The 20,105-nt window shown below is 46.1% G+C and carries 17 protein-coding genes; 6 read left to right on the top strand and 11 right to left on the bottom strand.

Annotation, left to right across the window (positions count from 1 at the left end; genetic code table 11):
* Positions 1-11 precede the first annotated feature (11 nt).
* Positions 12-602 carry a D-sedoheptulose 7-phosphate isomerase gene (lpcA, locus tag Q4519_RS05075; protein WP_232800472.1) on the bottom strand — a complete coding sequence of 197 codons (591 nt, stop codon included), beginning with the start codon at positions 600-602 and terminating at the stop codon, positions 12-14.
* A 156-nt stretch (positions 603-758) separates the two neighbouring features.
* Between lpcA and Q4519_RS05070 the strand changes: the two genes are divergently transcribed.
* Complete coding sequence (locus Q4519_RS05070) at positions 759-2,648, top strand: acyl-CoA dehydrogenase domain-containing protein (protein WP_303510206.1); 1,890 nt, start codon at positions 759-761, stop codon at positions 2,646-2,648.
* Positions 2,649-2,687: 39 nt separating this feature from the next.
* Here Q4519_RS05070 and Q4519_RS05065 read toward each other — a convergent pair whose 3' ends face one another.
* The 3 genes from Q4519_RS05065 to Q4519_RS05055 are packed head-to-tail and all read right to left on the bottom strand — an operon-like array spanning position 2,688 to position 3,891.
* Positions 2,688-3,131, bottom strand: a complete 444-nt coding sequence (locus Q4519_RS05065; RefSeq protein WP_303510204.1) for a YeeE/YedE family protein — start codon at positions 3,129-3,131, stop codon at positions 2,688-2,690.
* Positions 3,131-3,553: a YeeE/YedE family protein gene (locus Q4519_RS05060; RefSeq protein WP_303510201.1), complete on the bottom strand. Its 423-nt coding sequence runs from the start codon at positions 3,551-3,553 to the stop codon at positions 3,131-3,133. The genes Q4519_RS05065 and Q4519_RS05060 overlap by 1 nt, the downstream gene beginning before the upstream one ends.
* Before the next feature lie 29 nt (positions 3,554-3,582).
* Complete coding sequence (locus tag Q4519_RS05055; RefSeq protein ID WP_232800468.1) at positions 3,583-3,891, bottom strand: metalloregulator ArsR/SmtB family transcription factor; 309 nt, start codon at positions 3,889-3,891, stop codon at positions 3,583-3,585.
* A 166-nt stretch (positions 3,892-4,057) separates the two neighbouring features.
* Between Q4519_RS05055 and Q4519_RS05050 the strand changes: the two genes are divergently transcribed.
* The 4 genes from Q4519_RS05050 to Q4519_RS05035 all read left to right on the top strand — a co-directional run bounded on the left by Q4519_RS05050 (position 4,058) and on the right by Q4519_RS05035 (position 10,496).
* Complete coding sequence (locus Q4519_RS05050; RefSeq protein WP_232800467.1) at positions 4,058-4,246, top strand: DUF2892 domain-containing protein; 189 nt, start codon at positions 4,058-4,060, stop codon at positions 4,244-4,246.
* 47 nt (positions 4,247-4,293) lie between these two features.
* Entirely contained in the window at positions 4,294-5,997 is a 1,704-nt protein-coding gene (locus tag Q4519_RS05045; RefSeq protein WP_303510196.1) for an FAD-dependent oxidoreductase, read from the top strand.
* Between the two features lie 175 nt (positions 5,998-6,172).
* Positions 6,173-7,279, top strand: a complete 1,107-nt coding sequence (locus tag Q4519_RS05040; protein ID WP_303510193.1) for an efflux RND transporter periplasmic adaptor subunit — start codon at positions 6,173-6,175, stop codon at positions 7,277-7,279.
* 31 nt (positions 7,280-7,310) lie between these two features.
* The gene (locus tag Q4519_RS05035) at positions 7,311-10,496 is read left to right on the top strand and encodes an efflux RND transporter permease subunit (RefSeq protein WP_303510190.1); all 3,186 of its coding nucleotides are present in this window, start codon (positions 7,311-7,313) and stop codon (positions 10,494-10,496) included.
* A gap of 34 nt (positions 10,497-10,530) precedes the next feature.
* On the opposite strand, the gene Q4519_RS05030 is transcribed toward Q4519_RS05035, so the two are convergent.
* Both Q4519_RS05030 and bla read right to left on the bottom strand, forming a co-directional pair.
* Complete coding sequence (locus Q4519_RS05030; RefSeq protein WP_303510187.1) at positions 10,531-10,989, bottom strand: DUF3429 domain-containing protein; 459 nt, start codon at positions 10,987-10,989, stop codon at positions 10,531-10,533.
* Between the two features lie 56 nt (positions 10,990-11,045).
* Positions 11,046-11,936, bottom strand: coding sequence for a class A beta-lactamase (gene bla / locus Q4519_RS05025; RefSeq protein WP_303510184.1), 891 nt, complete (start codon positions 11,934-11,936; stop codon positions 11,046-11,048).
* Between the two features lie 102 nt (positions 11,937-12,038).
* Between bla and nfsA the strand changes: the two genes are divergently transcribed.
* Positions 12,039-12,761 (top strand): oxygen-insensitive NADPH nitroreductase, encoded by a 723-nt coding sequence (nfsA, locus tag Q4519_RS05020; protein ID WP_303510181.1) that lies wholly within the window; start codon positions 12,039-12,041, stop codon positions 12,759-12,761.
* 153 nt (positions 12,762-12,914) lie between these two features.
* Here the strand turns inward: nfsA and Q4519_RS05015 are convergent, their stop codons facing one another.
* The 5 genes from Q4519_RS05015 to lpxB form a co-directional block, all read right to left on the bottom strand.
* Entirely contained in the window at positions 12,915-13,280 is a 366-nt protein-coding gene (locus Q4519_RS05015) for a hypothetical protein (protein WP_303510179.1), read from the bottom strand.
* Between the two features lie 202 nt (positions 13,281-13,482).
* Positions 13,483-14,832, bottom strand: a complete 1,350-nt coding sequence (gene tilS / locus Q4519_RS05010; protein WP_303510177.1) for a tRNA lysidine(34) synthetase TilS — start codon at positions 14,830-14,832, stop codon at positions 13,483-13,485.
* The gene (gene dnaE, locus Q4519_RS05005) at positions 14,832-18,317 is read right to left on the bottom strand and encodes a DNA polymerase III subunit alpha (RefSeq protein ID WP_303510174.1); all 3,486 of its coding nucleotides are present in this window, start codon (positions 18,315-18,317) and stop codon (positions 14,832-14,834) included. Before dnaE ends, tilS begins: the two co-directional genes overlap by 1 nt.
* Positions 18,318-18,320: 3 nt before the next feature.
* Entirely contained in the window at positions 18,321-18,917 is a 597-nt protein-coding gene (gene rnhB / locus Q4519_RS05000) for a ribonuclease HII (RefSeq protein ID WP_303510172.1), read from the bottom strand.
* A gap of 39 nt (positions 18,918-18,956) precedes the next feature.
* A complete protein-coding gene (gene lpxB, locus Q4519_RS04995) occupies positions 18,957-20,105 on the bottom strand; it encodes a lipid-A-disaccharide synthase (protein ID WP_232800443.1) in 1,149 nt (382 codons plus the stop codon).

The raw sequence follows: 20,105 nt of genomic DNA, 5'->3' as shown, positions 1-20,105 counted from the left end.
TGACTCATCCTTTACTGAGCAGCCGAGCTCGCCATTTCTTTTTCAATAAGTAAAATTAATATATGGATAATTTTGATGTGTATTTCTTGAATGCGATCGGCATAGCCAAAATGTGGTACGCGAATTTCAATATCGGCTAGTCCCGCCATCTTGCCACCGTCTTTACCCGTTAGGGCAATGGTTTTCATGCCTTTGCTTTTCGCCACTTCAATAGCGTTTAAAATATTGACCGAATTACCACTGGTGCTTAACCCTAACAAAACATCACCAGTACGCCCTACGCCTTGAACATAGCGCGAAAAAACATGGTCAAAACCATAATCGTTACTGACACAAGACATATGACTCGCATCAGCAATAGCGATGCCCGGTAAGGACGGTCGGTCATCACGGAAGCGACCGGTTAACTCTTCGGCGAAGTGCATCGCGTCACAGTGCGAGCCGCCATTACCACAAGAGAGAACTTTGCCATCGGCCTTAAAACTGGCTGCGATCATCTTGGCTGCCGCTTCAATCTTACTAAGGTTTTCAGGCTGACTAATAAAGTTATCTAAAACAGTCGCCGCTTCTGTTAATTCTGCTTGGATTATTTGCTGATACATGGCCTGCGCTCAACATACTATAAAAGCGGCATTGTGCCATATCTATGACTTTATTCCTATATATCCAATCAACTTGAAGATGCATGTTTCAAGCATCTCCAGGTTGATTGGGTATATACTCAAAACACTTCATCTATACTAACAAAGAGGAGATAGATGCTAAGTTTTGCAATTGTTTTAACATCAATTTTTACCCTACTGTGCTTGATTATTGGCAAAGCATCTTTAGCCAGTGCCACCTTGATTTTGGGTTTATTCTTTCTGTTTACTCTCTATTTGCAGTGGCTCCCCATTTCCGTATTTATTATTTACTTGGTATTAGCGTTATTACTCAATCATCCCCCTCTACGACAACGTTATCTCTCTCGCCCTTTACAGGCCTTATTTGTCCGCCGTAAAAAGCACTGGTTACCTCCCCAACTCCCCCATAGTGAAGGTTGGCTAGAGCGAAAAATAATAACGGGGTTAATCCAATGGCACCATTTACATGCCCAGCCGGCGCCGCGCATCAACGCACAAGAGCAAGCTTTCCTTGATGGACCAACTCATCAATTATGCCAATTGATTAACAGTGAACCGTGCCAAGGTGGCATCAATGAAGCCTGCTGGCGCTATCTTAATCAACGCGGCTTTTTTGCTTTAAGCCAACCTTACCATTTAGGGGGGCATGCTTTTTCTTGCTATGGCATCAATAAAATCATCCAAAAAGTCGCCAGCGTAAACAGTGAGATAGCTGAAACCGTTGCGCTACATAACAGCTTAGGTAGCGCGTCATTTCTGCAACATTGTGCACCGCGCGAGGCTCAAAGTATTTGGCTTCGAGCAATTTGCAAGGGCCGAAAACAAGCGCTATTTAGTGTTGAACCAGCCACACTCGTGCAACAGATGACCCCACTTCAGGGTGAATTAACCATTGATAAACACCCTATCCCTAGCCCTGTTATGCCCGATTTATTAATTTTACCTGTGCGTTTAACAGCAAAGGGAGAAGAGCATTATCTATTAATTGAAACCGAGCACTGCAAACAACTTTCTTTTACCTGTCAAAATCAGTTGGGTAGTTTTTCTATCGCCGCTTACCCTTTCGCTTTATCTGACTTGATCTGCCCTGAGACCGTAAAACCTTGGTATTGCCGAGCGCAAGCGTGGTTAAAACTCAATTTAAGCGCCTTACAAGCCGCGCAAATGAAACAAGCATTAATTAGCACTCATTCAACAACTGATGCGCCCCTTGCAACACCAGACACCACAAAGCAACCCAGATCTGATCGATTAGTTGGGCTATTGCTGCGTGTCGCCTCCTTCGATGCTTGTATCGCCATGACCTGCTCCGCCACTGACAACGGCGAAAACCCTATATTGATTGCAGACTTACTCACTAATGAAGTTGACCATACGCGATCTCGTTATGTGCTGCCATTATCAAGCCAGTACTTTGAGTACCTTTATGCCTGTCACCCCTATTTATTGGATGAATATAAAAACTGTCAGGGACCGCAACAACTTGAACGATTTGACCTGCAAGTGATTAGCCACCTCGGCTTTACCCTTAACCAATTACTGATCGTATTTACCCATAAGTTTTTTGCCCGCTATCCCTACCGAGCCTGTGACCAATTTTATTTTAAGTTAATTAAACGCTACAGCCATATTTTGGCCGTGTTGGGCGAAGATTTACTGTTTTCTAGTCCACTCCCCGTGAGTCGGGATAAGCAGCAAGGCCGGCTATTACGCCTACTTTCACTGATCTATGCCATGACCGCTTTGCTGCGCAGTCATCAACACACTACCATCAAGTATTCGGCACTGGATAAAGTCATCAATGAAATAGAAGCATTACTGCAAAATATTTCGGGAAATATGAAAGGCTCACTGATTGGTCGACTCTTTTGTTGGCTTTTTTTACCAAACAATCCTTTGTATGTACCAGAATCAGATCAAAATTATCAATTAATTAGCCAGGAAATTGCCCAGCAAAAAATCAATTTTCAGCATTTGTGCGGCGATATCAATCAGGCTCAGCCAACCTCGCCAAGCTCTGATTAGTCATTAATAGTAGCTGAAATAGGCACTATTAATTAACCGCTATGATGACGCTCGCTGCATCGCCCGCACGCGCAGTTTCGACCAACCAATGACCAGTAACTGTCCACCAGCCATCGCCGCCAAAAACAATAATATTTCTTGTTGTCCCGTGACTAAAGCCGTTAAAGCCGGCCCTGGGCAAATGCCCGCCAGTCCCCAACCCAAACCAAATAAACTAGCGCCAATAATAAGGGGCTTGTCGATAGCCGTTGTGGTTGGCACTTTCAGTACCTCGCCACTAATGGCTGTTTGACGCGGCTTAATAAACAAATGATAACAAGGGCTAAACACCAACAACGCACCGCCCATCACCAAGGCTAAACTCGGATCCCAATTACCAGTGATATTTAAAAAGCCCATCACTTTGGCTGGGTCTACCATTTGTGAAATCACCATACCCATACCAAATAAAATGCCTGCCAACAAAGCGATAATACGATTCATTAAAACCACCCCAGTTGTTCGCGCAGTAACACCACTAACATCGCCACGCTCATAAACACCCCAGTCGCCACCACCGAGCGCACAGAAAACCGCCCCATGCCACAAATGCCGTGACCACTGGTGCAACCATTGCCTAACTTAGTGCCGATGCCCACTAACAACCCGGCCACAATGTACAATAAGGTCGAGCCTTGCGGCATATCCGCAATACTAAACCCCATCGTCAATAAGATGACCGCGCCCAAAATCATGCCAACCAAAAATAACACGCGCCAACTGGTATCCCCTTTATGGGGCGTAAAAAGACCTGATAATATGCCACTGATCCCAGCGATACGACCACGGAACAACAATAAAATAACCGCCGATAGCCCTAATAAGGCGCCACCTGCGAGTGCACTCCAAGGCGTAAAATTTTCCACTTTATTTTCCTATTTTATCAATGGTTGCTCTAAGCCTTCGGCTCATCACAAAATGATTCTTTAAGCACGCCTAATAGTGCTTCAATACGATGGTCAGCAAGGGAGTAAAACACCTGCTGTGACTCTTTGCGTACCTTCACTATATTTTGTTTACGCAGCACACTAAGGTGCTGTGAAAACGCCGACTGACTAAGCCGAGAATGTTGCGATAACTCGCTCACATTCATTTCACCTTGGGTTAATAAACACAGCACCATTAACCGATCTGGGTGCGCCACGGTTTTTAAAAAGTCAGCAACGACAGCCGACTGCTGCTGCATTGTTTCAATATCTATCATAGCTACCTCTTTAAGCTGTTCGGGGCATTTTAAGTGAAGCATATAAGATTAGTCAAAACTATTTTAGATCAAACTTAATTAGTAAAAACTAAAATACAATTTGATTTATTAGATTATACTAATATAGTATTTCCCTAACGCTTATAGGGTCACCAAGGAGCATCAAATGAAATTAGAAAATGCGGTACGCGTGTTTGCAGGGTTCATGGTTTTATTGTCTATTGCGCTCACCTATTGGGTATCTCCTCACTTTGTATGGCTCACGGCTTTTATTGGCTTTAACTTAATTCAAAGCGCATTTACTGGGATTTGCCCAGCAGCAAGTGTGCTTAAAAAATTAGGCTTTCAGCCTTAAATTATATTCAACAAACTAACTTTATTAACATTTTTGAGTGAGGTTACATGACAAAGATTTTAATTATCGGAGGCGTTGCTGGTGGCGCCTCTGCTGCTGCCAGAGCACGCCGTTTAAGTGAAGATGCAGAAATTATCATGTTCGAAAGAGGCCACTACGTTTCTTTTGCTAACTGCGGCTTGCCATACCATATTGGCGGTGACATAAAAGATAAAAGCAAGTTACTGCTACAAACGCCTGAGAGTTTTCTTGCTCGTTTTAATGTTGACGTACGCGTGATGAACGAAGTCACTCACATCAATCGTCAAGATAAAACAGTCACAGTGAAAAACTTACTTGATGGTAGCGAGTATCGAGAAGCATACGACTTTTTACTGCTTAGCCCTGGCGCGGGCCCCATTGTTCCGCCTATCCCAGGTTTAGACAATCCCCTTACTCACTCGCTGCGTAATATTCCTGATATGGAGCGCATTCTAAACACCATCGAGATGAATAAGCCTGAGCATGCAACGGTTGTTGGTGGAGGCTTTATTGGATTAGAAATGATGGAAGCATTCCATCAACTTGGCATTAAAACAACGCTGGTCGAAATGGCCGATCAGGTTATGACCCCTGTCGATCGCGAGATGGCCGGTTTTGCTCATGCCGAAATTCGTGAAAAAGGGGTCGATCTTAAACTAGGGGTTGCTTTAGAGTCAGTTGAATACTTGCCTAGTGAACACATTGCAGATGTAAACTCGGGAGAGGATGCTGCCCATCAACATATTAAAGGCGAACTAAAACTGTCTCTTAACAGCGGAGAAACACTCACTACCGATATACTGATTATGGCGATTGGCGTACGACCTGAGATTAAGTTAGCGCAACAAGCAGGCCTGCAGATCGGTGAACTAGGTGGCATTTACACCAATGAAATGATGCAAACGAGCGACCCTGCTATATATGCTGTTGGCGATGCGGTTGAGGCCAAAGATTTTGTTACGAACGCACCGAGCTTAGTGCCATTAGCAGGGCCAGCTAACCGCCAAGGTCGCATGGCGGCAGACAATATGTTTGGTCGCAATGAAGCTTACCAAGGTACGCAAGGCACCGCTATTTGTAAAATTTTTGACATTGCGGTCGCTTCTACAGGTAAAAACGAGAAACAACTTAAGCGTGATGGTATCGAGTATGAAAAAGTATATGTTCATACTGCCAGCCATGCCAGCTACTACCCCGGCGCTGAAATTGTCTCGTTTAAAATGCTGTTTGACCCCAACACGGGCAAAATTTTAGGCGCTCAAGCTGTCGGTAAAGACGGCATCGATAAGCGCATCGACGTAATGGCGGTGGCACAACGGGCAGGAATGACCGTTGAACAGTTACAGCATCTCGAACTTACTTATGCGCCTCCGTACGGCAGCGCTAAAGACGTGATTAATCAGGCTGCATTTGTGGCGAGTAACCTAATGAAAGGGGATGCGAAAGCCATACATTACCATGAAATAAGTCACCTAACGGATGAGCAAATACTGTTAGATGTGCGTAACCCCGGTGAGCTTGAAGCGATGGGTAGCTTAGCCGGCGCAATCAACATTCCCGTTGATCAGTTGCGCCAACGTATTAATGAGCTGCCAAAAGACAAAGAGATCATCATCTATTGCCAAGTAGGTTTGCGCGGTAATGTCGCTTATCGTCAACTGGTTAATAATGGATACAAAGCGCGTAACTTGCTTGGCGGTTTACGCACTTACCAGTTCGCACAAGCTTAATGGGATAATCGCTCCGTTGATTTGGCGTACCTTGATGCGCCAAATCAAAAAAAACATGAGTTTAGCTCTGTACGACTAGAATATTTAAGTAGGTAAATGAGTAAACCAACACGCGATTTTCTACTCTGCATGTGACTAGGTTTCGCCAGACCCCCATTTAATATGGAGTCATAATATGAATAATATTCAAGCTTTTATGCCACAGCAAACTCAGCAATTTATTACCGGGTTATTAACCACACTGATACTCTCGCTAATCACACTTTTTAGCCAAGTCAGCCAAGCTGACGAGTTTGAAAAAATCCGCGTTCAAGCAAGCCTTCACACAGAAACTTTAACCCTTAATGCCACCATCGAAGCCGTCAAACAAGGCACCGTATCCGCACAAACTTCTGGTCGCATTACTCAACTTAATTATGACGTAAGCGATTTCGTGCCTGCAGGTAGCACACTATTAGAGATCACCGACACCAATCAAGCGGCAGATATTCTTGCAGCGCAAGCCGATGTGGCGGCCAGTGAGGCGAATAACACCGATGCAAATTTAAACTTACAACGTCTTAAAGCCCTCTATCCACAAGGGGCGATTTCCAAAGGTCAACTCGATCAAGCCAAAGCCAATGCTCAAGCCGCCCTTAGCCGCTTACAAGCTGCGAAAGCGCACTTAAGCCAAGCGCAACAAGCCCATAGCTACACTCAAGTTAATGCACCTTTTACCGGGGTAGTAACAGAACGTCATGTTGAGATTGGCGAAACCGTGATGATGGGCACGCCGTTGTACTCAGGTTTCTCTCTCGACAAATTAAGAGCACTAGCGTCAATTCCACAATCCTATTTAAGCTACATCACCCCCGATACCCAATACGATATTTTGCTTAATAACGCGCAAGTTATTTCAAGCCGCGATGCGGTGCTGTTTAGTTATGCTGACAGCGCCAGCCATGGCTTTAAATTACGCATTAACTTTAACAACCTTTTTAACAGCACCTTAGATAAACCCGCCGCCCAATTGCGCCCCGGCATGTGGGTAAAAATACGCTTTGCGATTGGTGAGACGGAGCAAATTTGGCTACCGCGCAGCGCTGTCACCAAGCATTATCAACTTAACGCCGTTTACCTCAATACAGCACAAGGTTGGCAGTTAACCCAGGTACGCCTCGGCCAAACGCAAGGCGATCAAGTGCAAATTATCTCGGGTTTGCGCAACCAAGACGAGGTCGCCCTAAATGCACAAACTGTCATGTCGGCGCAACTAAAACAAAATTTAGCATCCAGTCAGTAATCGTCACGGCGCATTCAAATAAGGAAAAAATATGGGCATTTCAGGACGTATCGCGAGTGCATTTCAAGGATCTTCTATTACGCCACTGCTGGCCCTAGTCGGTTTGTTATTAGGTTTGTTTGCAGTGATCGTCACGCCAAAAGAGGAAGAGCCGCAAATTGATGTCACCTTCGTTGATGTGTTTATTCCATTTACCGGAGCATCGGTGCAAGAGGTCGAAAATCTACTGACCTATCCTGTTGAGCAAATTGTTTCCGAGCTACACGGCATCGATACCTTGTATTCTTTCTCCCAGCCCGGAGGCGCCATGCTAATTGTGGTATTTGATGTCGGCGTGCCACGTAATGAAGCCATTGTCGGGTTGTATAATCAGCTTTATGCCAATCTTGATAAACTGCCACAACAAGCCGGTGTCGGTCAGCCGTTAATAAAACCCAAAGCCATTGATGACGTCCCCATTGTCAGTTTAACCCTGTGGTCGGAGCAAACCAATGCCGATATGGCTCAGCTCAGTCAGGTGGCCACCAGCTTAGAAACCGAGCTTAAACGCATTCCCGGCACCCGCACCATTGAACTGCTCGGCCAGCAAGCTAATGTGCTTAGCGTGCGCTTAGACAGCCAAAAAATGAACGCCTATGGCGTGTCTTTTAATCAAATAAGCCAGTTACTATCACAAAGTAACCTTCGCAGTGGTCTTGCGCCGCTGCAACAAGATGACCAAATCATTCAAGTGCAAACAGGGCAGTTTTTCACCCGGTTAGATGAGATTGAACAGTTAATTGTCGCCATGCACCAAGGCGCGCCGGTGTATTTAAAAGACGTGGCCAGCGTCAGCTTAGGTGCTGAACTACCGATACAAAGTGTTTGGCACACCAATGAGCGCGGCACTTTTGCCGGCATTACGTTAGCCATCGCCAAACAACCGGGTAAAAATGCCGTGGCTGTCGCCGAGCAAATCACCGAGCGTATTCACCAATTAGAAAACGTACTGTTACCTAAAGATGTGCATTACAGCATCACGCGTAACTACGGCATTACCGCTGGCGACAAGTCTAATACCTTAATCGCCAAGCTGATTTTTGCTACTGCTGCGGTGATTATTTTAGTGGTGATCACCATGGGCTGGCGTGAAGCTATTGTCGTTGGTATTGCGATTACCGTTACCTTGGCCATGACCTTATTTGCCTCATGGGCGTGGGGCTTTACCCTTAACCGCGTCTCTCTATTTGCCTTGATTTTCTCCATCGGCATCTTAGTTGATGACGCTATCGTGGTGGTCGAAAATATTCATCGCCATATGGCCATGGGCAAAAAGTCCATGAGTGAACTTATCCCCGTGGCGGTAGATGAAGTGGGCGGACCGACTATTTTAGCCACCTTTACCGTGATCGCAGCTTTGCTGCCAATGGCATTTGTGTCCGGTTTAATGGGGCCTTACATGAGCCCTATTCCCATCAATGCCAGCTTAGGCATGCTCATTTCATTAATGGTCGCTTTTATTCTCTCACCTTGGCTGAGCCGCCATCTATTGCGCCGCCATAGCCATAGCACTTCACCCACAACAGCCAATAATAATGAAGAGAATCACAACGATAACAGCAAAATTTTGCGTATTTTTACCTACTTTATGACGCCCTTTTTACGCCCTAATACCGGCAAGCGTGCCCGAGCAGGTTTATGGCTGGTGGTTGCCTTGCTGATCTTAGGCTCAGTCGCCTTGCCCGTCAGTGAAAACGTGGTGTTAAAAATGCTGCCGTTTGACAATAAATCTGAATTTCAGGTGATGATCGATTTACCCGAAGGCAGCACCTTAGAAACCAGTCAACGCTTGGGCTTTGCCCTTGCGCAATACTTAACCACAGTGCCCGAGGTTGAACATGTACAACTCTACGCTGGCACCAGTGCACCGATTAACTTCAACGGCTTAGTACGCCATTACTTTTTGCGTCAAAGCCCTGCCTTATCTGACATTCAAGTAAATTTAGTGGATAAAAAACACCGCGATCGCAGCAGTCACGACATCGCCCTATCAGTGCGCGAAGAACTGCAAAATATAGGCAAAGCCTATCAAGCTAATATTAAAGTAGTTGAAGTACCACCCGGCCCGCCAGTGTGGTCACCGATAGTGGCAGAAGTGTATGGCCCAAACCAAGTGAGCAGAGAAACCGCTGCCAACACCTTATTGGATATATTCAAACAAACGCCAGACATTGTTGACATGGACATTGACTTGCCAGCCATGCAACCGCAATGGCAAATACACATAGACACCAATAAAGCAACGCAACTTGGCATTACCCAATCAGCTATCATCGACGCCGTTTATACGGGACTAGCTGGCAAAGACGTGGCGGTGTTTCATGATCCGCAACAAAAGCGCCCGTTGCCCATTCGCCTGCAACTGCAAGAAACCGATAAGCTGGCATTACGAGAATTACTTAACCTATCTTTAACTAATCCTCAGGGACAAAAAGTGCCACTGGTGGAATTAGTTAGTATCGAAAAAGGCCATATTGAAACCGCCATCATGCATAAAAATATGCAGCCGATGATCATGGTTATCGCCGATATGGCCGGCCCATTAGACAGCCCTTTATACGGCATGTTTGAAATGGCGTTAAACATGGACGAATTAGGCCTAGATGTCACACAGCACTACGTTGAACAGCCCGATGGTCTTGCAGGCATTGGCATTTTATGGGACGGCGAATGGAAAATTACCTATGAAACTTTTCGCGACATGGGCATCGCGTATGCGGTGGGTATGATTTTGATTTACTTGCTGGTAGTGGGTCAATTTAAGTCTTACTTAGTACCGCTAGTGATCATGGCGCCTATTCCGCTGACCATTATCGGCGTATTGCCTGGCCATGCGCTATTGGGCGCGCAATTTACCGCCACATCGATGATTGGCATGATCGCCCTAGCGGGGATCATCGTGCGTAACTCTATTTTGCTGGTGGACTTTATTCATCAAGAAATTGCGCAAGGCGTGCCTCTTGAGCAAGCGGTGATCCACTCCGGTGCGGTGCGGGCAAAACCGATTTTACTCACCGCGTTAGCCGCGATGATCGGCGCGCTGTTTATCTTGGACGATCCGATTTTTAATGGCTTAGCCATCAGTTTAATCTTCGGGATTTTTATCTCGACGTTGCTAACGTTAGTGGTGATCCCTATTTTGTATTACAGTGTGTTTGCCAACAAAATCCCTAAGTAACCCCTGAATTCAGCTTAAGCAGGTTACATCAGCCTCAAACAAGCTCGGGAGTATGATTTATCTGCGCTAACATAAATAAGTGACAGACAAACACCACAGCGGTAATTTTACCGCGCATTTGCTGATAATCAGGTGTCATTTCAGGCCAGCTAGCTAACCGCTTTTGTAAAGCTAATAACCAAACAAAGCTTAACGCTAAGCAAATCAATACCACTGACTCAGCAACAAATACACTTAATGGCAATGGCAAGGTCACCAAAACCACCAGCCAAGCTTGAGTATGAGATTGGCTAATGGTTTTAGTCTCACCCTTTACGCTGGTCTTGGTAGCGGGTTGCCATAAGCTGCCCGCAACAAAAGATAAAATGCTAATACTGTAAATGATAAAACTTTGTAGCAGCCAATCGGCCTCGGTTAAAAAATAACCTCCGGTTAAAAGCAGGAAAGGCAGTAACCCGAGATAACCCAGTTTTACGTGATGAAATGTAGACATGACTTACCTAACCTTGACAAATTATCTGATTAAAACGTAATGACTCACTGGGACGATCACTGCTGATTGGTAAACAACACTTCTGGCGTGTCAAACAACAGTTTCGCCAACTCAGCGATAGCCTGATTACGCTGTACTAAGTCGAGCTTACTCTCGGTTAAATAAATACTGACGATAGTTGGCGTTTGCTCACCTTGCCACAGCAACGCGGTAATACCACGCGAACCATGGCCACCGGCACCAGAGCGATCTGCGATATGCCAACCTTGTGGTAATACCGAGCGGATCAGTGGCTCTGAAACAGTATTATCCATCATCCACTGTTTAAGTTGCTGGCGGGATCCTTGGTTAAGCGCAGAACTAAAAAAGATCTGGTTTAAGCTATGTACCATTGCCACTGGCGTGGTGGTATCACGCACATCACTTGGCGTTGCTTCATTTAGGTCTGGTTCAATGCGAGTCAACTGAGTGGTGGTGTCGCCGAGTAAGCGAATAAAACGCGTCACCGCTTTTGGTCCACCAATATGGGCTAACACTAAGTTGGCGGCAGTATTATCACTGGTGAGCATGGTTGCTTCACAGGCATCAAATACCGAAATACGGCGGCCAATCTTAGTTTCAGTCACCGGTGACCAAGGCACTAACATTTCCCCATTGATTAAAGTGCTGGCGTTGGGATCTAACCCCCCACCATCAATGTCGCCCAGCATTCTTGCGCAAATTAAGGTTTTAGCAGTGCTCATCATCGGAAAACGCTCATCACCACGATATTGCCATATACGTCCGGTGTCGGGCTGAAAGGTAGCAATGCCAACGCGAGCCGATAGCCTCGCTTCAATGGCGGCGACAGCTTTGGTTAACTCATCGGTTGAAGATCCAGCCTGACTCAATGGGCTAGATAAGATGAATACACTCAGCAGTAATAAAAACGTACATTGCTTTTTCATTTTTGTTCTCACTTACTTGTTTTTAAGGCGTTACGACTCTTGTTCGACAATCATACCAATACCGAATATTATTGAGCCAAGTTTTTTATTTAGGCTTGCATTATGAATTCCGTGATAGATACGATCCTTTCACACCGCTCTATTCGCTCCTTTACCGAACAAGCCATCAGCAAAGAGCAATTAGACACCATCATTCGCGCTGGCCTCGCCGCATCATCTTCCAGTATGTTACAAGTCGTTTCAGTCATTCGTGTCACCGAACCATCGATGCGAGCACAATTAGCGCAATTTGCCGGGCAACAACAATATGTTGAATCGGCTGCCGAGTTCTTAGTGTTCTGCATTGATTATCAGCGTCACGCCACCATTAATCCTGACATTCAAGCAGGCTTTACTGAGTTAATTCTGATTGGCGCGGTCGATGCAGGGATCATGGCGCAAAACTGCTTGTTGGCAGCTGAATCCATGGGCTTGGGCGGCGTATATATTGGCGGGTTGAGAAATCAAGCATCCGACGTCGATAAGCTACTTCAATTACCGCCCTACACTGCAGTGTTATTTGGCATGTGCCTAGGCCACCCCAATCAACACCCAGAGTTAAAGCCACGCTTACCAGTGGATGTGGTGGTGCATGAAAATACCTACCAAGGAGTTAACCTAACCCGCATTGCGCAATATGATCAACACATGCAAGATTACTACAGCCATCGCGCGGCGAATCAAAAGCAAACCACTTGGTCGCAGCAAACGTCCTCCAAACTGGCAGGCGAATCGCGGCCTCATATTTTGTCATACTTGAACAGTAAAGGGCTCACGACAAAATAAGTACCCCGAATTCTAGATCATAAAATAGTATGTTTTTCCGGCAAAAAGCGCTGAATATATCCTTATACGCTTTGCGTTTTCATCCCTGAAAACGAAATTTTGCTGTAAAAACAACTTTATCCTCTCGTAATAAGCTTGAGCAACAAACTGAGGCTAGTGAGACAACTCTGAAATGACAGAATCGACATAACTACAACTTGGGAAAGGCAAAGCAAAACATCTTAGGCATTTTTGAGCTTTTAACTCATGGTAAAGCTCGACATCAACAATGCTTATAACAGCTCGATCACGATCTGAATTTTCGTTATTAAATCCTAAATCAATGACTAACTTAATAATATCAAATGCAGTAATACCTTTTGCATACATCAGATACTCACGGGCTTTAAGCTTCACAATTATTGGCGTTTTTCCACTTGATACAGCTCCATAAAGGACTATCGGCGCTTTATTCGACGATTTTAATGCTGCTTTAATTTTACTTACGGCAACACGGTATTCTTTCTCTGTAGCAAACATAGACGGCTCCAATAGTGAATAATATTTCAATGTCTGGTAACAACTAATCTACAAGTCCCAATTCCTTGTAGTAAGATCCCTTTTTCAGAGATACAAAAAACCAAGATTACAGGGGTGTACCAGCAACGATTTTACGAAAGGGGTTGATTGGTAATAAAAATCCCACTTATCTCGTAACATTTTTATTAAATTTGTCGCGTTATCAACACCGGTTATCGGTTAGTTTGATTTCAAACCCAACTTCACTCCCTCGCGCGAACCACTGCTGACAAATAAATAAATCGCCCACGGCAACCACTTGCTTACCAGCAAAGATTATCGGAATACTAGCGCGTAGCCATGGTGGCACTTGATACTCTTGCAGTAGCTTTTTATAACTGCGCGAGCCGTGGCGTCCTGCAGGGGTAAGCTTAGTGCTACCTGCGAGTTGATAACCAACGGTAAGCTCAGTGTTCGGCATTGTTATCCGCGCGCCTTGGTTGGTTGAGCTTAGGGTTAAGGTTTTACCACAAGGCAAGGTGTTCACCTGATCTAACAACAGCGGCACGGTGCTGGTTTGGTCAAACTCCGCGCCCTGCCCTGGCGTGAGGTAGAGATGGCCTAAGAAGCGGCGGATTTGGTAGTGTTTAAAACAGAGCATCGGCTGCGCATCGGCGCGTGCCAATGCGACGTTGTGCCATATTTCTTTTAGCCGCACTTCTGAGGGTGCGTATTGATTTTGCTTGGCAATCCATAACCGCAGCAGGGCTAACTGGCGCTGCTCACTATAAGTGGTCACGCCAGCAATGTTAAAGGCCAAGTCCGCCCTCAGGCATTGATTCAAGTCATCCGTCAACAGTTCATCGAGTAAGGCTTGCTGCTCTCCGCACAAACGCGCGCTACGGCTAATGGCGCTCACAGCGCTCGGCCAACGTTCAACTAATGCAGGTATCACATTTAGCCGTAAAAAGTTACGATCAAATTGGCTATTGCTATTGCTGTCGTCTTCAATCCAAGTCCAATTCATTTGCTCAGCCAACGCCGCCAGTGCATCACGGGGCACATTAAGCAAAGGGCGCAAATGGGTGCCGTGTTGAAACGCTTTTATCATCGGCATACCACTCAAGCCCTTTACGCCGCTGCCACGTTTGGCAGCCAGTAAAAAGCTTTCGACTTGGTCATTTTGATGCTGCGCGGTGAGTAATTGACCACCAATGGGCAAATGCTTTGCAAAGGTTTGATAGCGCGCTTTACGCGCCAGTGCTTCAATGCTTTCGCCTTGCACATCACCGAGGTTGACGCGCTCTGAGACAAAGTCAATATGTAGATGTTGGCAAAGCTGCTGGCAAAAAGTAAGCCAATCGTCGGCGTATTGACTCAAGCCATGATGAACATAAATCGCCTTAAGCTCAAAATGCTCAACCTCACGCAACTGATGTAATAAATGCAATAAAGCAACCGAGTCTAAGCCACCACTTAAGCCCAATACTCGCTGGTTATTTGGGAAAGCAGCGCATTGCTGCACCACTTGCCGATACACCGAATGGCTTAACACTGATAAGCCCTGAGTCATTAGTGAAACACCAACTTAGTATTTTTTGGCCCCAATAATAAGTCCAACTGATCCATCAACTCATCCGCTGGTGTTACCCGCCACTGGGTGCCTAAGGTCAAATCAGCAGTGGCCGACTCACTTTCATAGCTGATAGTCACTGGGCAAATACCGCCGCTGAAGGGCGCAAGGGTATCGGTAAATCTCGGGAAAAAGTCTTTATTGATTTGTGACTGCTTAAGCTGCAAGTGTAAGCCTTTGGCATGCTTTTCTCGCGCTTCTGATAAGTCCAAAACCTCGCGCGCGGTAAGCTTTAAACCACCAGAGAAATCATCATGACTGACTTGACCGCTCACTACCAAAATTTTGTCTTTGGCGATCAGCGACTCATATTGGTCAAAGGCGTCCGAAAACAACATCACTTCCAGTCGCGCACTTTTATCATCAAGGGTTAGCAAACCCATTTTCTTGCCTTTTTTGGTCATCATCACTCTCGTCGCGATCACTAGGCCTGCGGCAGTGGTATTTTTATGGCGATCGGTCGGTACCATATCTTTTAGTCGACCAGAGGTATAATAACGCAGTTCACCTAAGTATTGATTGATCGGGTGCCCTGTTAAATAAAGGCCAAGCGTATCTTTTTCACCTTCTAACCACACCTTATCTGGCCACAAAGGCACACTCGCAAAGGCATGCTCAATTTCGTCTTGCTCGGTAGTCAGTACACCAAACAAGTCCGTTTGACCATGGGCTTCAGCTGCTGCGTGTTGTGCTGCCGCTTGCATCGCATCAGGCAAGGTTGCCATCAGCGCCGCGCGGTGTGGGCCGAGTTGATCCATCGCCCCAGATAAAATCAGTTTTTCTAACACACGGCGGTTCACTTTTTTAAGGTCAACGCGGGCACAAAAATCAAATAAATCACGAAATGGACCGCCGCTATCACGCGCGGCAATAATGGCTTCAATCGGGCCTTCGCCTACCCCTTTAACCGCGCCAATGCCGTAGATGATAGTGGTGCCAGTTTCATCAACGTTAAACTTGTATAAGCCTTTATTCACATCTGGTGGCGCAAGGGGCATGCCCATGCGCTCACACTCATCCACTAAGGTGACTATCTTGTCGGTGTTATCCATATCGGCCGACATTACCGCCGCCATAAAATAGGCCGGATAATGGGTTTTCATCCACAGGGTTTGATAAGAAACCAGTGCATAAGCCGCCGAGTGCGACTTGTTAAAACCGTAGCCAGCGAACTTCTCTACCAAATCGAATATCTTCATGGCGAGTTCGCCATCGATACCATTTTTGACCGCGCCCGCTTCAAAGCCAGCGCGTTGTTTGGCCATTTCTTCGGGTTTCTTTTTACCCATAGCGCGACGTAACATATCAGCACCACCGAGGGTATAACCCGCTAACACCTGAGCAATTTGCATCACTTGCTCTTGGTATAAGATGATGCCGTAGGTTGGCTCTAGAATAGGTTTGAGTGATTCATGTTGCCAAGTAGAATCAGGGTAAGAAACCTCTTCACGGCCGTGTTTACGTTCGATAAAGTTATCAACCATGCCTGATTGCAAAGGACCGGGACGAAACAGTGCCACTAGCGCGATCATGTCTTCAAAACAGTCCGGCTGCAGGCGCTTAATTAGGTCTTTCATGCCGCGCGATTCCAGCTGAAACACCGCGGTGGTTTCAGAGTTTTGCAACAACCTAAAACACGCAGGGCAATCCACCGGAATACGGGCGATATCAATCGGGTCTTCACCGCGCTGCGCTTTATGGGCATTGGCCATATCGAGCGCCCATTGCACGATGGTTAAGGTGCGCAGACCCAAAAAGTCGAATTTTACTAGGCCTGCGTATTCCACATCGTTTTTATCAAACTGAGTAACGGGGAATTTACCTTCTGCATCACAATACAACGGCGCAAAATCGGTAATGGTGGTCGGTGAAATCACCACGCCACCCGCGTGCTTACCCGCATTACGAGTACAACCTTCAAGGATCCGACACATGTCAATCAAGTCACGCACTTCTTCATCGGCGTCATAGGTTTCTTGTAGCTTAGGCTCAACATCAAATGCCTTGGCCAAAGTCATACCGGGATCAGGTGGAATTAATTTTGAAATCCGGTCAACAAAACCATAAGGATGACCGAGCACTCGCCCTACATCGCGAATTACGGCCTTGGCCGCCATGGTACCAAAGGTGATAATTTGCGATACCGCATCACGGCCATACAACTCAGCTACGTGATCGATTACTTCATCACGTCGGTCCATACAAAAGTCGATATCGAAATCCGGCATCGAAACACGCTCAGGGTTGAGAAAGCGTTCGAACAGCAAGTCAAATTCAAGTGGGTCAAGATCGGTGATTTTTTGTGCGTAGGCCACCAACGATCCTGCACCTGAACCCCGACCCGGCCCTACTGGAATGTTGTTATCCTTACTCCACTGGATAAACTCCATGACGATCAAGAAATAACCGGGGAACCCCATTTGGTTAATCACGTCGAGCTCTATTTGCAAACGCTCGTCATAAGGTTTGCGCTTTTCGGCAAAGTCGGGACTGTTTTTATCAAACAGGAAATCCAGCCGCTCTTCTAAGCCCTCCCACGAAACCTTACAAAAGTATTCTTCAATCGGCAGACCGCCGGTGGGGAAATCAGGTAGAAAGTACTCGCCTAGTCGCACAGTCACATTACAGCGTTTAGCGATTTCTACCGAATTTTGCAGCGCTTCAGGAATATCGTAAAACAGCTCACACATTTCGTCTTCGGTTTTCAGATATTGCTCAGGGCTGTAAAGTTTCGGGCGGTTTTTATCCATCAGGGTATAACCATCATGGATTGCCACACGAATTTCATGGGCGTCAAATTTGTCTTTATCTAAAATGACAACTTCATTGGTGGCCACGACGGGTAAATCGACTTGCTGCGCCAACTCCAGCGCCATGTGCAGGTATGCTTCTTCATCGGGGCGTTCGGTGCGCAATAATTCAAGAAAATAGCGATCAGGGAAATGAGTTTTATAAAAATCAACACAACGCTGGGTCAAGCTTTTATTACCTTTAAGTAACACTTTGCCAACGTCACCCATGCGGCCGCCAGATAAAATAATCACGCCTTCGTTATGCTCAACCAGCCATTGCTTGTCGATGATCGGCCGACCTTGCACATGGCCGCGCAAATAAGCTTTTGAAATAAGCAGAGTGACATTTTTATAACCGGCGTTGTTCATTGCCAGCGCTGTCATGCGAAACTGCTCATCGCCTAGCTCATCACTTTGCACCCAAAACTCGGCACCAATAATCGGCTTGATCCCTGCATCATGGGCGGCGCCGTAGAATTTTACCAAACCACACATGTTAGTTTGATCGGTAATGGCTATGGCCGGCATTTGGTATTCTTGTGCGCGACTGACAATGGGCTTAACTTTGGCTAAGCCATCAACCATCGAGTAATCACTGTGCACCCTGAGGTGGACAAACTTGGGATCGGCCATGGTTTAATCCTGCTGGTTAATAATGTTCTGGACTGGCTTAAATGATTTTCGATGAAACGGTGTAATGCCATGCTCCGCTAAAGCGGCAAAATGCGCTTTAGTAGGATAACCTTTGTGATTAGCAAAGCCAAACTGAGGATATTGCAAATCCAGCTCAGCCATTTCCGCATCGCGAGTCACCTTGGCAATAATGGATGCGGCACTGATTTCTGCCACTCGTGCGTCGCCTTTAACAACGGCTTCGGCGGGCATATCGAGCTGAGGACAGCGGTTACCGTCAATAAACACATATTCAGGTGTAATACTTAACCCCGCCACTGCACGTTGCATTGCTAACATAGTGGCGTGAAGAATGTTGATGTCGTCGATTTCAGCGGGTGTCGCACGACCAATAGAAACCGCAAGCGCCTTTTGTTTGATTTCATCAAATAGCGCCAAACGTTTTTTTTCCGTGAGCTTTTTTGAGTCGGCTAATCCAACAATGGGATGGTTGGGATCTAAAATAACTGCGGCCGTAACAACATCGCCCACTAATGGACCACGCCCTACTTCGTCAACGCCCGCAATAATTTTATTTTCTGGATAGACTACTGGATCCATGATACTTCCCCTGCCAATTGATGAGCCGGAGATTATACGCTAGTTAGACTTGCTCGCTAAGACCTCAATCACAGCATCTGCCGCTTTTTCATCAGCATTGCAGCGGATTTGCTGGTGCAACTCGGTGAAGCGTTCAATTAGTGCGCTGTTATCTTTACCAATCAACTTATCTAATTCGCTGACAATATTTTCAACGGTGCAATCGTATTGCAATAGCTCAGCCACTAATGGCCCGTCATGTAATAAATTTGGCAAAGATGCGTATTTACTTTTTACCAATGCTTTGGCAATACGATAAGTGATCCAATTAACGCGATACGCCACCACCATAGGACACTTAGCCAGCATGGCTTCAAGGGACGCGGTACCTGATGCCAACAGCACGTAGTCTGCCGCTTGTAATACGCTGCTCGCCTTACCATCGACAATGGTAATCGGTAAGTCCGGCGCCAGTTGTTGATGAAATTGCTCAAACTGGGCACGGCGTTTGGCATTGACCATAGGCACAACAAATTGCAATGCAGGATGCCGCTGTTTTAACGCAACGGCCGCTTGCAGAAAAAATGGACTGAGCAATTCAATTTCAGCGTGACGACTGCCGGGTAGCATGGCTAAATAAGGCTGGCTGAGATCTAGCCCCAATTCGGCTTTATTTTTTTGTTGCTCAGGGATTAGCGGTAAACGCTCGGCTAGGGTGTGACCGACAAACTTACAAGGCACATTAAATTTGTCGTAAAAAGCTTTTTCGAACGGTAAAAAAGCTAAGACAAGATTGGTTGCCTTAGCAATTTTATGAATGCGCCATTGCTTCCAAGCCCACACCGACGGGCTAACATAATGTATGGTTTTAATGCCTTGCTGCTTTAATTTTAACTCTACGGTTAAATTAAAGTCAGGCGCGTCAACACCAATAAAAATGTCGGGAGGATTGGCAATAAAATGCTCAGTAATGGCTTTACGTACATGCAAAATACGTTTTAGTTTGCCAAGCACTTCCACAAACCCCATGACGGATAACTCTTCCATGCTAAACAATGCATTACAGCCCTGCTCAACCATTTCAGGGCCGGCAATGCCTTCAACAATTAAATCAGGGTAGCGTAAACGAAGGGATTTGATTAGGCCTGCGGCAAGTATATCGCCGGAGACTTCTCCAGCGATAATGCCAACACGTAACGGTTGGCTCAT

The organism is Motilimonas sp. 1_MG-2023 (assembly GCF_030547455.1).
In the GTDB taxonomy this organism is placed as follows: Bacteria; Pseudomonadota; Gammaproteobacteria; order Enterobacterales; family CBDFNC01; genus Motilimonas.
This window is presented reverse-complemented; position numbering and strand designations above follow the sequence as displayed.